10 protein-coding genes are annotated in these 16,298 nt (G+C 30.6%); 4 read left to right on the top strand and 6 right to left on the bottom strand.

Annotation, left to right across the window (positions count from 1 at the left end; genetic code table 11):
• The first annotated feature begins 292 nt into the window (after positions 1 to 292).
• Positions 293 to 1,792: a hypothetical protein gene (locus FZC34_RS00565; protein ID WP_148971530.1), complete on the top strand. Its 1,500-nt coding sequence runs from the start codon at positions 293 to 295 to the stop codon at positions 1,790 to 1,792.
• 400 nt (positions 1,793 to 2,192) lie between these two features.
• Here the strand turns inward: FZC34_RS00565 and ileS are convergent, their stop codons facing one another.
• Together ileS and alr are read right to left on the bottom strand one after the other, a co-directional pair.
• A complete protein-coding gene (gene ileS, locus FZC34_RS00560; RefSeq protein ID WP_148971529.1) occupies positions 2,193 to 5,042 on the bottom strand; it encodes an isoleucine--tRNA ligase in 2,850 nt (949 codons plus the stop codon).
• Between the two features lie 77 nt (positions 5,043 to 5,119).
• Positions 5,120 to 6,151, bottom strand: coding sequence for an alanine racemase (gene alr / locus FZC34_RS00555; protein WP_148971528.1), 1,032 nt, complete (start codon positions 6,149 to 6,151; stop codon positions 5,120 to 5,122).
• Positions 6,152 to 6,210: 59 nt separating this feature from the next.
• Here alr and trxB point away from each other — a divergent pair, with 59 nt between their 5' ends.
• The gene (gene trxB, locus FZC34_RS00550; RefSeq protein WP_148971527.1) at positions 6,211 to 7,194 is read left to right on the top strand and encodes a thioredoxin-disulfide reductase; all 984 of its coding nucleotides are present in this window, start codon (positions 6,211 to 6,213) and stop codon (positions 7,192 to 7,194) included.
• Between the two features lie 552 nt (positions 7,195 to 7,746).
• Here the strand turns inward: trxB and FZC34_RS00545 are convergent.
• The 4 genes from FZC34_RS00545 to FZC34_RS00530 all read right to left on the bottom strand — a co-directional run bounded on the left by FZC34_RS00545 (position 7,747) and on the right by FZC34_RS00530 (position 13,265).
• Positions 7,747 to 8,892: a hypothetical protein gene (locus FZC34_RS00545; protein ID WP_148971526.1), complete on the bottom strand. Its 1,146-nt coding sequence runs from the start codon at positions 8,890 to 8,892 to the stop codon at positions 7,747 to 7,749.
• Between the two features lie 80 nt (positions 8,893 to 8,972).
• Complete coding sequence (rpsF, locus tag FZC34_RS00540; protein ID WP_148971525.1) at positions 8,973 to 9,491, bottom strand: 30S ribosomal protein S6; 519 nt, start codon at positions 9,489 to 9,491, stop codon at positions 8,973 to 8,975.
• A 305-nt stretch (positions 9,492 to 9,796) separates the two neighbouring features.
• Positions 9,797 to 12,085, bottom strand: a complete 2,289-nt coding sequence (locus tag FZC34_RS00535; protein ID WP_148971524.1) for a DNA gyrase subunit B — start codon at positions 12,083 to 12,085, stop codon at positions 9,797 to 9,799.
• Between the two features lie 247 nt (positions 12,086 to 12,332).
• A complete protein-coding gene (locus tag FZC34_RS00530) occupies positions 12,333 to 13,265 on the bottom strand; it encodes a biotin--[acetyl-CoA-carboxylase] ligase (RefSeq protein ID WP_187440052.1) in 933 nt (310 codons plus the stop codon).
• A 134-nt stretch (positions 13,266 to 13,399) separates the two neighbouring features.
• Between FZC34_RS00530 and gltX the strand changes: the two genes are divergently transcribed.
• Both gltX and glyA read left to right on the top strand, forming a co-directional pair.
• Complete coding sequence (gene gltX / locus FZC34_RS00525; RefSeq protein WP_148971522.1) at positions 13,400 to 14,797, top strand: glutamate--tRNA ligase; 1,398 nt, start codon at positions 13,400 to 13,402, stop codon at positions 14,795 to 14,797.
• A 119-nt stretch (positions 14,798 to 14,916) separates the two neighbouring features.
• On the top strand, positions 14,917 to 16,155 hold the full coding sequence (gene glyA, locus FZC34_RS00520) for a serine hydroxymethyltransferase (protein WP_148971521.1): 1,239 nt from the start codon (positions 14,917 to 14,919) through the stop codon (positions 16,153 to 16,155).
• Positions 16,156 to 16,298 lie beyond the last annotated feature (143 nt).

Here is a 16,298-nt window from a genome sequence, read left to right as displayed (position 1 = left end):
CATTATAGTATATTATTCTCAATCCCAAAACACGACCAAAGTGAAATATAAGGCATAAAAACGTAAAAATAGTATAAAAAATATGCAAAAATTAAAAAAATAGCAGAATAAAATATAAAAATAGTTAAAATATCAAAAAAAATAATTAAAAAAACGTGGGAATCACATTAAATTTATGTTAAAGCTATATGAAATTTATATTAAATTAAGAGTAAATTTGATCAGATAAGTTAAATTAAGTAAATATTAGCAAAAAATTGACTTTTGGTTAATTTTATATATAATGGAAAACATGAACAATAAAATATTATTTTCTATTTTCTTAACAGCACTTCATGTTAATTCTATAACACTAACAGATCTATCAGATGATGATAAACATCATGTTGAATCTCAGGCATTTAGTGCAATTATACGATCCGATATTTCTCAATTGAATAGCGATGAAATTATGGGGTTTATAATTCAAAATATTAAAATCAAGAATGAAAAGTTTGATGTATATGTCAATAGAAATGAATGTAAGTATTACAAATTAAACTCTAATCAATTAGAGTTATTTAAAGATAATAAAATCAAAAATTCTAAAGAAATTAGTGCTGATACATTGCATTCAATAAAAAATAGCACTGAACATTGTGAGACAAAATCACATACAGTTCCCAAGCTAATTTCAGCATATATTACAGAATTAGCTCACAAACAAATGAACAATCAAATTAAATTATCATTATTGGATTCTTTCAAACAAGTATTAGATGAAGAAATTTTATCATGCATTCGTAATATCTCAAACAATATAGAAAATGTTGAATATGAAACAAAAGAGAACAATATGGGCAGATATCTTACAAATAGTGGGTTTAATCATGGTGCATTATCGAGCATACTAAAACAATATCCAGCTGCACATAACATACACCGCGCTGTACAACATATTAATACAGTTTCCCAATTTTGTTGTGTACAAACACTAACAGAATTAAAAATATTGAACAATAAATTAAATAATCAAATATTGGCAGGCATTAACAATGCTCATGAAAATTGCTTGAAACAATATAAAGATCAAATGCATTTTCCAAGTATTGAGTTTCTCCAGAACAAACCTGAAAATAATATATATCAACCTAATAGGTACGAAGCTTTATATGTACTAATTCTTAATCAAATGATCAATACAATGAACCTACCAAATATTAATGCCACTTTGCCACTTCCACCATATCCACCTCACTCACCAGATCAAAGTTCATATACCACAACAACAGGTCAATCAAGTAGCACGCAGAATATAACACCAGAATCTGCCTCAATTGAATCTCAACAACCTAAAACTAGTAATGATACTATGAAAAATAATTCAGCATTACTACCTGCCCCATTACCAATGCAACCAATGTACGCACTTGAATTGATAGCAAAAGATTCTCGATATAAAGAACCCAATGCTCTAGCAGTATCACATAGAGAAATGCAAGGTGTAGCACAACAAAATAATGAAAATATAACTTCATTAAATAATCCTAATGAAAGGACATATTCACCTTCAATATATATGATGAATGAAATAGATCCTGAATATGCTGAAGAATCAGATCCATATAAAAATCAATTCTCTACATCTCAAAGAAGTGATTATAGAGCTGCAAGTGCTGCTAGTCGCCCATCACCTACAGAAGCATACTTAAACACATTGTATTACAAAACAGAATCGCAAACACAGTACCTTAATAACCTAAAACCAAAAGCACAGACATCATATTTAGATAGTATATATAAAAAAGCATAGAAACTTGTAAAAGCGAAGCTTCTATAAGAGAGTGAAACGAATCTTAATTAAAGCGAAGCTTCTATAAGAGAGTGAAACGAATCTTAATTAAAGCGAAGCTTCTATAAGAGAGTGAAACGAATCTTAATTAAAGCGAAGCTTCTATAAGAGAGTGAAACGAATCTTAATTAAAGCGAAGCTCCTGCAAGCGAACAACGTGAGACTTGCACAACACAATTTCTATATTAATTAATCAAATTTGCCTAAAACAATAAATCATTTAAACGCAAGTAAAAAGTAAAGTTTATCATAAGGTTGCAAATATAGTTGCATATTTTATAAGAGTAAGCTTTATTAATATCTTACAAAATAACTTCATACTATTTGCATTATAAATTATAAAAACATTGTTAAATGCTTTTTATACATGCAATTTTACAACACGTTCACAACGAACACATAACTCTTCTATGTTTTTGTATACTTTCTTACACCTAGGACACTTATTCCCATCAGCTTTTTTAGCAATCACCTTTACATTTTTCACATCATCAATTTCATGTATTTGACTAATATCAAATTGTCCACTGCCATTTAAACTTAAGTTATAGCTCTCAAAACCCTCAATGTTTGTAAATGTTTTCAGCCCAGAAACTATACAAATCTCTTGCATTACGCGTTCATATGACATTTGCTCTGAACTTTTTCCATTCATAGTATTTCTATTTGTAACCTTACTTACTATATTTTCAAATAATTGACCAGATTCTGGAGCAATTATCACTATTTCTGCATCCAAGCTCGAATTAATTTCTTTTGACTCTCTCATATTTTCTAGAGCTGATGTAACTACTCTTCTAATATTACGTAACTCTGCAACTTGACTATCCAATTCTTCATTATTCCATTGTGAATCTAAATCCAAAATAACCTGCTCATGTATAGAATCAGTATTACTCATTGCATGCCAAGCCTCTTCTGCTGCAAAACTCATAATAGGAGCTAACCACCTCAACAAACAATCAAGAGTATATTTCAGTACCATTCTTACTGCTTTAGGCAAACTCTCGTTTATATCATCACAATATAATATCTCTTTTCTAATATCTAAGTAAAATGCAGATAAATCCACAGTACAAAATAGAAAAAGCTTTCTCATAAATTTATAGGTTGTGAATTCATTAATAGATTCCTTAAACTCTTCATTCAACACATAAAGTTTATGAAGAATCCATTTTTCAAGAAGTGGCATACTGTCATAATCATATTCATACCCAAATTGAATACTCCCAATCATGTATTTCAAAGTATTTCTAAACCTTTTTTCCATATCTTTCACACGATTCAGATGCTCTAAGCTCCAACGTAAATCTTCGGTATAATTTTGACTTGCAATCCACAAACGTATCAAATCTGCACCATATTCATCAATTAGATCTATCGGGCTTACTCCATTGCCCAAGGATTTCGACATTTTCCTACCTTGTTTATCAACTACAAATCCATGGGTAATTAAGTTTTTATATGGCAATCTTACTTCATTACGAGAAGCTTGTAATCCTGATGATTGAAACCACCCTCTATGTTGGTCAGATCCTTCGAAATACACATCTGCCTGCTTATGGTTTAGAACATACGCTTGGCTTGCACCAGATTCAAACCATACATCTAAAATATCATATACAGGGACATAATCTGGGTATTTTTTAGCATATTTCTCAGCAACAGACCACCATGCATCAACACCTTTTTCCCCTAATTCGTTTTGGATTGCATCTAAAACTGACTGATCCTTTAATACTTCTCCAGTTTCATTATGATATAAAATCGCTAATGGGACTCCCCACACTCTTTGTCTAGAGACACACCAATCCCCCCTATTTTCTAGCATTGATACAAATCTATTTTTACCAAATTCTGGAATCCAGTTAACATTCTCTACAGCATGTAGTGCATTTTTTTTCATTTGTGCAATATTCATAAACCACTGAGGTGTAACTCTGTATATTAATGGTTTTCTAGATCTCCATGAATGTGGGTAGGAATGTACGATTTTATGATGAGCAGCAATTATATTTCTACTTTTAAGCTCTTCAATAATCTTATTTTCACTTTCAAAAATATCTTCCCCACCAACAAATGGAACATTAGGCTTATACTTCCCTTTTTCATCGACTAATTCAGGAACATCTAAATTATATTTTTTTCCAATCACAAAATCTTCTTCACCATGACTAGGGGCAGTATGAACTAAACCCGTACCCTGATCTAATATCACATGATGTCCTGAAATTACAGGAACTTCTATTTTAAACCCAAAATCATACATTGGATGTTTACAAAACACTCCAGCTAAATCTGAACCAACAATTGTTCTAATAATTTTAGTATTATCCAAATTAGCTCTTTTACAGAAATCTGAATATAGTTCTTTTGCTACGATCAATTTCTCGTTATTCTTATCATTTTTCAAGGTATTTTCATCACTTTGCTCATTTGTACTAAAAATCACATATTCGAAATCTGCACCATATGCAACTGCTCTATTTGCTGGTAATGTCCAAGGAGTTGTAGTCCAAATCACAATTTTACACCCATTAAGCTCACTATTATTACTTTTGATTATCTCAAATTTAACATCTATAGAATTACTCTTCTTGTCATAATATTCAACTTCAGCTTCAGCTAATGCTGTACGCTCAGAGCATGACCACATTACAGGTTTAGATCCACGATAAACCAACCCATCAGCAACAAATTTATGAAACTCTTTGAGAATATCCAGCTGACTATTCATTGTTTTATACGGGTTGTCAAAATCTCCAATCACACCCATTTTTATAAAACCATCTTTTTGCACTTCAACCCATTTACTAGCAAAATCAAAACATAGCTTACGAAACTCAGTAATATTTAACTCAGACCTTCTTTTGCCAGACTTTTTCAACTCAGATTCTACAGCTGCCTCAATAGGTAATCCATGACAGTCCCATCCAGGAACATAATTTATGCTATACCCTAACATTGCTTTCCCTCTGTTAAAAATATCCTTCATAATCTTATTGACAGCATGACCCATATGCGGAGCGCCATTAGCAAATGGAGGGCCATCATGTAATAAGAACTCACCTAATTTTCTACCTTCTAGCTTATAATTTCTGTCTTTTAATTTACTATACAGTGATATTTCTGTCCAAAAATCCAATGTTTTTTGATTATCTTTTGACTTAATTCCAAATGTAGTTTTAGGCAACGCAACAGGGTACTTCATACTCAAATAGTACAATATATTTTATATAAACAGAATGGAACTATGTAATTTTATATCAATAATATAATGCGTAATATTTATATGTATACCCTCTTTATCCTATTGCCTAGAACACATGTAATCTCCATACCTTTTACTCTATGATTCCAATGTGCAATCTTATCAAATGTAATATTCTCTCCTAGTAATTCAACTTTTTTATCTACTATACTCATATCAGTAATATTTAAAATCAGGTAATCCATCGAACAAGATATAATTTGTGCATATTGACCATTTGTAAAAACAAATCCTCCTTTTACAGAATACCCATCTCCATACCCAATATTCACAATTGCAATCCTCATATCTTTATTTGCTCGATACCCTTTGGAGTATCCTATGAAGTATCCTTTTCTTACAGATTTCATTGAAATAATTTGTGCATATAGCTTTCCAACTATATTCAAATTTATTCCATCAGACTGCTCATCAGACCCATATAAAAAACGCCCAATTCTGGTTATATCTCCATTATGCCTACTATCTAGTAGCACCCCACAAGAAGAAGATAAGCTTTTCTCAAAATCTTTAATTTTCTCCATAATTCGTAATTGAGTATCCACAGTTTCATCTTTTTCATATCCACATGCTAAATGGTGCATCACAAACTTTATGTTTGAACAATCCTGTTTCTTGGCAATTTTCTGAAAACTTACTAAATCTAACCCCAACCTATTCAATCCAGTTTCAATTTGAATTACAATTTCCTTTTTTGTGTTATGTTCCTTACATTTCTTATTCCATAATTCAATTTGCTTCTCATTAAAACAAACTGGAATCAAATCATGCTCCCATAGAGTATCAATATATTCTGCTTCAAATCCACTCATGACATATATATTAATATCACGATGTACATTTCGAACTTTTATCGCTTCATTCATATCACTTACAAAGAAATCCACACAATCTGAAGCATTTAATAAGGCACTAACTGTTTCAATCATACCAAATCCATATGCATTACACTTAATCACTGCGCCACATTTTCCTACTTTTGATTTGATCAAATTATAATTCTTTACAAGATTACTAAGATTGATTTCAAAAATAGGAGCATTAAACATATCTTTTTAATGGTATATCTTTATTGTATTATTTTCAATTTTTCGCTTAAAATAAGTATATGCAAAATCAATCTAATAATAATAAATCTAGTAATGAAAATAATGTAAACAACGATATAATTGAGTTTGATGTTGGAATAATTGGTTCTGGACCTGCAGGATTAAGTGCTGCATTATATTGTGTACGAGCAAATCTAAAAGTTGCTGTATTTGAAGGGCCACAATCTAAAGGGCAATTAATGACTACAACATCCATAGAGAATTACCCAGGATTTGATGAAGAAAATGCACATTTATTGATGAAAAAAATGCATCAACAAGCAGAGAATGCTGGGTGTTCCATGATCAAAGAAACTATTACAAATATCAAACCACAAAAACAGTCTATATATTTAGATTCATACAAAAATCAATATAAGTTCAAATCTGTAATCCTAGCAACTGGTGCAAAAGCAAAATATCTAGGTTTGGATAGTGAGCAAGAATATCTAGGATATGGAGTTTCCACTTGTGCCACTTGTGATGGTGCATTTTTCAAGAACATGGAGGTTGCGGTAGTTGGAGGGGGGAATACAGCTGTTGAAGAAGCATTATACTTATCACACATCGCATCTACCGTACATGTAATTCATCGCAGAGATACTTTTCGTGCAGAACAAATCATGCAAGATCAGATGAAACGTATTCCAAATATTAAGTTACACCTTAACTCAACATTGCATGAGATACATGGCACTATAAAACCAAAATTAGTGTCAGAAATTTCCATTTTTAATAAATTATCTCAATCTATTACAAAACTCAAAGTTGATGGAGTATTTATTGCAATTGGCCATCTGCCTCAAACAGAATTAGTAAGAGATATACTAGAGTTAGATAGCGAAGGATATGTTATTGCGAATGGCGTACACACATCAGTTCCTGGGCTATTCGTAGCTGGAGATGTAGTGGATAAAGTCTACAGACAAGCTATCACATCTGCAGGACAAGGGTGTATGGCAGGAATAGATGCAATCAAATATATACAAGAAAATAATAATTAATTATATACAAAGAAATCACAGTTAATTTACATAAATCAATCAGCTCTATCAATAAATCTATAATTCAAGCGCATAAACCATAATTAGCATTAAAAGCCTTCATTAAGATATAAATCAAATCATATATTCAATATTCAATTAAAATATAACTTTCAAGAATATGCTAGGAAATATATAGGTTCCAATAATGTATTTAAGATTACAACAAATTATTAATGATAATGCTACAAGCAAATTACTCATAATAATTCTTAGATAACAATTGAAAACTTATCTAATAATGTACAGGTAATCTCATAACAATCCAATGACTATCTAGAACAAGCTGATAATTCCTGAAAAATTTACATCACTTCTTCTACACTCACCCTAGATAATTGAAATAGTGTCTAAATAATTAATATAGTACTAAAGTTCATATATATTGTATTTGCATACCAAATTATACATTTTTGCGTTTAACATATATTTTCATGTTTAGCAGTAAAGTACATAGTCAATTTTCGATTACTTACTCAACAATAACTCATATGAAGAACATATTGATGTAATTCAGCTTGTAGTTGATTCTTCAATCTCACCACAATATGCATTGAACAATCCAGATTTTATTGTCAAATCATATACATACTGCCCAGCAATCATATTAGGTGATTTTTCCATTGTATAGTATTTAGCATAGAATTCTAAAATCTTCTCTGATTTCTCTCTTGATTCAATACATGATATATCTTCAAGAAGATCAACGTATAATTTAAATGACTCACCATTTGGTATCATATTAAATGTATATTTTTCAAACTCATTATGAGTATTGTTAAATGTTAAGCTTCTTGGAAATCTCATAATATTATTGCTCAATAAATACTCAATAACATGTACCTGACTCCTAGGTAGGGAAAGTGAATCAATCTCAGCAATTTGCAACAACTGCATTACATCACTATTCATGCTAAATACCTTATGTGCATTATATGAATATAGCTCAAATAATTTACTTATTGCCAAATTGTTTTTATATTTTAAATGCAAGCTAAATTCACTACCATCATACAAATCACAATTGAAATTTAAATTTAATATTTGCATTAGCATTATATAATTTGAATTATAACTCAAATAATTTAAAGCTGCTGTTGATCTAAATTCTTGATTATAAAATCGCCCACAACCAATCAAACCTGTTAATATATTTGTAAATATAGAATCTGGAATATCAACAATATTACTATGTAATTCATCCATTAAATCTTGAGGTAACATTGTTGAACGCACCAAATCTTCATCATATTGAATTGGCAATTCATATTCATGTCCATCGCAATATTCTCTAGTAATTTGCCTATTCAGCAATTGAGATGCATAAGGAATATGATATCTCACACAAAAACTATCCACTAATCTCAGAATTTTATCTCCAAGCAGATTATTATCACTCTTGCTAAAGCTCTGCATAAAAGATAAATCACCATCACTTAGTTCATAACTTTCTTGCAAGGCAATTACATTTAATACAGCAACAAAATCACATTTATTAGATTTATTATCTTGGCTACTCTCTATATTCCTATCTATAAAATGAGAAATCATTTCTTCCTGATCCCCATCTGGCATAGTATAATGCAATGACTCATAATCATCACCAGCATTTACAGAATAAGAAAAAATAATGCTTAAAATAATTTTATTTGACTTCATGACCAACCATAATATATAAAGATAAATCAACCAAATCATTACTTATATAAAACTAATAATATATAGAATAATACTAATGATTATTGAATTCTGAAAGGAAGCAAGCCAATATATCTGGCTCTCTTAATAGCTTGAGATAGACATCTCATTTGTTTTGAAGATATACCTATAATATGTCTGGATAATATTTTACCATATGTACTGATAAATTGACCCAAATTATTCAAGAAAGCAGATTCCCCAATTATAAGATCTAGCTTTCTTTCTCTATTTTTATCTGCAGCAAAACTAATTTTATCTAACGTTTTACTCTCTTTATCTAGTATAACAATAATATCTCTTAAAAACTTATCATTCAAACTCATTAAACTTCTTAGTGATTTAACTTTCAAAGGATCAAGCTTAAAATCTATAATAAAATAATGACCACGTGCATTTCTATTCATTTGATAAGCTAACTTCATCAAACCAAAATTCTTCACACCAATGATTTCACCATTATTTTCTGTAAGATGATTTGTAATTTTATCAACTTGCAATTGTGCTTCTTCAGCTGAAAGAATCTGTTGTAATACACAGACTAATCTATAACTACGCATAAGGTAATCATACGCTACATTCTCATAAATAAAAAGGTTTTATAGCAATTAATTAACACTATATTGATTTCATAGGCAATTCCAATACATTATAGCAATCTCATAGCTATAATATAGAAATAATTATGCACAACAAATATAAACTCACCTATGCAGAATTCTATAACATTGCAAATTATTTTGGGTCATTTATTTTAAATCATTATAAACTTGTATTTTAAGTTTCATTTAAAAATGAATTTCATATATTCAACGGAGCTCAAACTATACCAATATGCATTTTATGGGCAAAAAGAATAAGTATATTAAGTATCTAATTCTGCATATGCAGCATTTTTCTCAATAAAGATTCTTCGTTCTTCAACACTTTCTCCCATCAAATCGATACAAATTTTATCAGCTTCATCAATATGATCAATCTTCACTTGTACATATGACTTCATAGCTGTACTACTTAAATCTTCAGGATTCATTTCTCCTAATCCCTTATATCTTTGGATTACCAACCCTCTTCTACCAGATGCAACACATGAGTCATAAAATGCAATTGGGTCTTCTGTCCATATTTTCGACCACTTATTTGTAAATGTAGATAGGCGCTGTAAGTCTTCTCCACTAATCGATTTAATATCAAAACACATAGATTCTCTTACACCTTGATTGTTAAATTCTAAGTTCCATTCATAGTCAGAGAATTGCACTGTATATCTATCATCATTTAAATAATTGATCAAACGAGATCCATGAATATCTTGATCTAAACTATTACCATCAAATATTCCAGCAGCAAGCAAAATCCTCAATACTTCTGGCTTGCTTTTCAGTATTTTCTTAACAGAATAAATATCTTTCAAATAATTTTTCAATTCACTGCCTGTCAAAACATAATCACCTTGTGTAAACTCTTTAGTAGACACAATATCTAGGATGTAGTCATTCAAAGCATTTTCATCACGTACGTAAATAAACTTACCTTGCTTTTTAATTCCATATAATGGTGGTTGAGCAATATACAAATATCCACGATCAATAATCGGTTTCATATATCTAAAGAAGAATGTCAGAAGCAATGCTAAAATATGCTTTCCATCAACATCAGCATCAGTCATGATAATTACTTTATGGTATTTAATTTTGTCGATATCAAAATCTTCACCTATATTAGTTCCTAATGCAGAAATTAATGTTGTAATCGCTGCTGAACTTAACATTTTATCGAATCGAGCTTTCTCAACATTTAGAATTTTACCACGCAATGGCAATACGGCTTGAACAAATCGATTTCTGGCCTGCTTTGCAGAACCACCAGCACTATCACCCTCTACTAGGAATAATTCACACTTTGCTGGATCTTTTTCCGAACAGCCTGCTAATTTTTTCAAAACTTGGAAATCTATTCCAGTTTTTTGTTTTCTGCTCATATCACGAGCTTTTCTTGCTGCTTCTCTTGCTGATGCTGCGTTTAGAATTCTAGGCAATATAGTTTTCGCAACTTGTGGGTTTTCTTCAAACCATTCTCCAACTTTTTTATATATAGCATTTTCAACAAATGATCTAACATGTGATGAAACTAATTTTTCTTTAGTTTGAGATGAGAACTTAGGATCTGCTACGTGAATAGATAGAACACAAGTAATGCCTTCTCTTACATCATCTCCTGTAATATTAATTTTCTGCTGTGTTTTACTACCATTTTCTTTTAAATATTGCTGTATAGCTCTAGTCAAACCACTACGGAATCCCATAGTATGGGTACCACCATCACGTTGTGGAATAGTATTTGTAAAAAACAGAGAGGATTCATGATAGCTTTCTGTCCACATAAGCGCACATCGTAAAGCAATATTATCACCTTCTTGTTGTATGTTAATTATATTTTCATGTAGTGGTTTTTTACGTTTACCTAGAAATTTAACAAATGATACAACTCCACCTTCATCAAAAAATAGATCTTCTGTAATTTCTTCTGATCTTTTATCAATCAAAGTAACTCTGACCCCTGGATTCAGGAAAACTAATTCTTGGAATCTATTAGCTAATTCTTTCTTTTCAAAAACAACATTTTGAAAAATAGTATTATCAGGCAGGAAGTGTATTTTAGTTCCTGTTTTCCTTGTATTTCCTACAATTCCAATTGGTTTAGTTGTTTTGCCTCGGTTAAATTCCATTGTATGTTCATGCCCACCTCTGGAAATTGTCATCACCATCCATTCAGATAATGCATTCACAACGGATGCACCAACACCATGCAAACCACCCGAAACTTTATAAACATTTTGAGAAAATTTACCACCAGCATGTAATTGAGTCATAATAACTTCCGCAGCTGACATCTTTTCTCCAGCATGCAAATCAACTGGAATTCCTCTACCATCATCTTGAACAGAAACAGACCCATCTTTATATAGCGATACTATAATATTTTTACAATAACCAGCTAATGCTTCATCAATAGAGTTATCTACAATCTCATAAACCATATGATGCAATCCATGGCCATCATCAGTGTCTCCTATATACATACCTGGACGTTTACGAACCGCTTCTAATCCTTTTAAAACCTGTATAGAATCTGCACTGTAATTATTGTTCACATATTATAGTAACCCTATCCTTCCTAACTATCAAGCAATGGTGGCAGGATATATAGCATAATCACGAATCAAAATATCACACTATCAGTGTATTAAACCGTCAATACAGATTATAAACATAAATTAAAATATCATTTTATTTGGTTGCTTATAGCTTGATGTTTGGATATTTAATATTTGTATATTTGAGAATGCTTGTGTTTAGCCATTTATGATTTAGCAGTTGCATAGTTTCTGCGCCTGCACTTTACAATATATAATCTGAACTATCAGCCAATCTCATTCTACCTTCATGAAACGACTCTCTAACCCCATTTCCATATTCTAAAATAATCATTCCATTTTTGTCATACCCTTTAAAGATTCCCTTAATTTCACTTTCTCTAATATATAAAATTACGTTTTCATTAATATAAGCTGCGTTACTATTTAATTTATCTATAAAAACTTCAATCCCACCTACATAATATTGATCCAGATATTTTGGTAATTTATGACAAATCTTTTCTGCCAACCCAACTATATTAATTTGATCACCTGAATTTACTTTGCCATGCATACCATCCTTACTAACCATACTAACTTTATCTATTATATTAGTTTGTCCAATCATGTTATCTGTGTCTTTTAAAATATCTCGCATACAAATAGAATTGTCTGCAGTTGCAACATTAATATTAATACCAATACCAACTATCAAAACATCCTTGCTTTGCAGCATATCTTTCCCATCTTTCAATTTACATACTTCACATATTATTCCACCCATTTTCTTTGAATTAATTTGTTTTGAACTATATAAAATATCATTTATCCATTTGATTTGTATAAGAATTCCATAATCATTAAGCAAGATATCATGTACTAATAATGCAAAAACCTGTGTTAAGTTTATGACATCACATTTATCCAGCTTTACTATACAACTCATATATAAATTCCCATGTGGTGAAACCCATGACCTACCATATTGTCCCACTCCAGAATTCTGTGTATCTGATATGATTGTGAGAAACTTATTTTCATTCATTAATTTAAATAACAAGTCATTAGAATAATGCAGTAAATCACCATGAATAATTTCCTTTGCAAAAGCCTGAGTACTACTTAGTTCTTGAAAATGCAATATAGAGAAATTATCATAATCTGTTTTAGTTATTTCCGTGTTTATGTCATTCATTTCTATGCTTTTATCATAAAAATGATAAAGTTTACATATTTTTATGCATAAACAGTTATTTGTATAAATTTGCATTTACTATAACTATTAATTTTATTATTGCAATTATTACTAATGAATTCTACGATAATCTCATGTTATGCACGCGATTTGCTCCTAGTCCAACTGGATTATTACATTTAGGAAATATTAGGACTGCTCTACTATCTTATTTATGGGCTCAAAATAACAATGCCAAGCTAGTATTACGTTTCGATGATACAGATCGAGTTGACACAAAATATATTGATGCAATCAGAAATGATTTGTCTTGGATGGGTATTAAATTTGACAAAGAAATATTTCAATCTGAACGAAATGCAATTTATTCTAAATGGATAGAAATATGCAAAGAAAAAGGGATTATATACCCAGCATATGAAACAAAAGAAGAATTAGATGAATTACGAAATAGATTATCTAAAGAAAAAAAAGCACCTGTATATAAAAAGCACTATGCAAAAGAGAAAGATGGACTATCTTCAGGATTAGAGCCTCATTGGCGATTTGAATTGCCAAATATTAAAATAGAGTGGAATGATATCATACGTGGGAAAGTGTCAATAAACCTAAAATCTGTTAGTGATCCTATCATACAAAAAAGTGATGGATCTTTCACATATATGTTTACAAGCGTCATTGATGATATTGAAGAACAGATCTCACATATATTCCGTGGAGAGGATCATGTAACAAATACTGCAATACAAATTTATATGTTTGATCAGATTAATAATTTACAAATTGAATATGGACATCTCCCCATTTTACTCAACAAACATGGACAACGCATGTCCAAAAGAAATAATGATGAAAGTATCAAAGATTTACGAGAAGAAGGTTTTTTCCCTATGACCCTTTCAAATCAGATGGTGTTTATTGGGAAAAATGAATTTCATCTATGTAAATCACTTGATAATCTCAAAGATTTCGCAGATTTAAAATACTCATCTAGTCAAATTAGATGGTCTAAAAAAGAAGCACTCAAAATCCAACATAAATTTGTACAATCTATCAAAAATGATGATCTAGCAACATATTTCGGTGAGCAATTTGGAAAATGGGATTTAATCAAAAATGAAATTACATTTAAGCAAGATTTTGTAGATTGGAAAGACATTTTCGAGAAAAAACAAATTGTTTCTGAGGAAAAAACAGACTTAAACTACTTAAATGACCTATCATTAAATACAAACAATATGCAATTGGATACAAATAGCTCTACGTTAAATACAGATGATTCTAAAAATAACCGAAATAATCAATCAACCAATTTGCATGAATTACTCAACAAATCCCTCGATAATATACAAGCAACAAATTGGAGTGCAATATTAGAGGATATTAAAAACATGGAAAATGGCAAGGCGATCTTGAAAAAATTACGCTTAATCTTGACTGGAAAGAAATTTGGCCCAAGCTTATTAGAACTTTTGGGAAATATGGATCAAGAAATCATAATTTTTAGATTGAAAAACGCTTTATCTAAATAAACCATATCTATAAATAACTCTATAAATAACATTTATTATAAATGTGCACTAAGTTAAATGTTGATTGCTACAAATCTTGATTACTTGCTAAAAGTGTAATCTGTTCATAGTATTTGTATATGAATAATTTTACATCTCATGGATTATCCGATATAGAAGTGCATACATTGCTTGCACAAGAATATGAAAGACAAAATAACACAGTCTCGTTAATTGCATCAGAAAATTTAGCATCAACACAAATTAGGCATTCTCAAAGTTCAGTATTTACAAATAAATATGCAGAAGGATATCCTGGGAAACGTTATTATGGCGGCTGTGAAATTGCTGATAAACTAGAGTTATTATGCCAAGAAAGAGCATGTAAGCTTTTTGACGCAAAATATGCGAATGTACAACCACACTCTGGATCACAAGCAAATATGGCTGTTTTTAATGCATTGCTTAATCCAGGAGACACAATTCTAGGTATGGATTTATCAGCAGGGGGTCATTTATCACATGGATCTCATATAAATTTCTCTGGCAAAGTATATAAGTCAATTGCATATGGGTTAAATGAGAAAGAATTAATTGATATGGATCAAGTAAAGAGATTGGCGCTTGAGCATAAACCTAAAATGATTATTGCAGGGACATCAGCTTATAGCAAAATAATTGACTGGCAATTATTTAGAGAGATTGCAGATGAGATAGGAGCTATATTTCTTGCAGATATAGCACATGTTGCTGGTTTGATAGCTGCAAAACAATATCCAAACCCTGTAAATATCGCAGATGTACTGACTTCCACAACACATAAAACATTAAAGGGGCCTAGAGGTGGAATAATCCTTACAAACCACGAAAATATATTCAAAAAAATAAACAAAGGGATATTTCCTGGTATTCAAGGTGGGCCTCTTATGCATGTTATTGCATCAAAAGCAATTTGTTTTCATGATGCTATATCTGAAGAGTATCAAACATATATCAGCAATGTACTAGCGAACAACAAAGCAATATGCAATGAATTATCCAAAAATTTTGATATAGTTTCAGGAGGAAGTGACACACACCTATGTATTGTAAAACTGGCAGATTGCACAGGTAAAGAAGCTGAAGCATGGCTAGCAAATCATGGCATTATCGTAAATAAAAATATGATTCCAAATGATACAAATAGTCCATTTGAAACTTCAGGAATACGCATCGGAACCCCATCATGCACATCACGTGGATTTGGAGTAGAAGAATGTATTCAACTTGCGAAATACATAACTAAAATCATACAAAATCAAAATCAAGTATCAGAAACAATCAAACAGGAAGTTATATCATTATGCAAAAAATACCCAATCGAACAATATTTAGATTGAATCCCATATATTATTTTATAATTGACCTAAATTGAATATCATAATATATATGCTCTTCAAACTATAATATATGAGTTTTGGCATTATAAATTTTTAGCACTATAATAATATTTTCTAATATTTTCTCTATTTATAATATTTTG

It is taken from the genome of Candidatus Cytomitobacter primus (genome assembly GCF_008189405.1).
GTDB lineage: Bacteria > Pseudomonadota > Alphaproteobacteria > CAJXXZ01 > 1604HC > Cytomitobacter > Cytomitobacter primus.
This window is presented reverse-complemented; position numbering and strand designations above follow the sequence as displayed.

Coding starts and splice junctions, on each gene's coding strand:
- FZC34_RS00565 (WP_148971530.1), top strand. CDS start 293: ATGAACAATAAAATATTATTTTCTATTTTCTTAACAGCACTTCATGTT.
- ileS (WP_148971529.1), bottom strand. CDS start 5,042: ATGAAGTACCCTGTTGCGTTGCCTAAAACTACATTTGGAATTAAGTCA.
- alr (WP_148971528.1), bottom strand. CDS start 6,151: ATGTTTAATGCTCCTATTTTTGAAATCAATCTTAGTAATCTTGTAAAG.
- trxB (WP_148971527.1), top strand. CDS start 6,211: ATGCAAAATCAATCTAATAATAATAAATCTAGTAATGAAAATAATGTA.
- FZC34_RS00545 (WP_148971526.1), bottom strand. CDS start 8,892: ATGAAGTCAAATAAAATTATTTTAAGCATTATTTTTTCTTATTCTGTA.
- rpsF (WP_148971525.1), bottom strand. CDS start 9,491: ATGCGTAGTTATAGATTAGTCTGTGTATTACAACAGATTCTTTCAGCT.
- FZC34_RS00530 (WP_187440052.1), bottom strand. CDS start 13,265: ATGAATGACATAAACACGGAAATAACTAAAACAGATTATGATAATTTC.
- gltX (WP_148971522.1), top strand. CDS start 13,400: ATGTTATGCACGCGATTTGCTCCTAGTCCAACTGGATTATTACATTTA.
- glyA (WP_148971521.1), top strand. CDS start 14,917: ATGAATAATTTTACATCTCATGGATTATCCGATATAGAAGTGCATACA.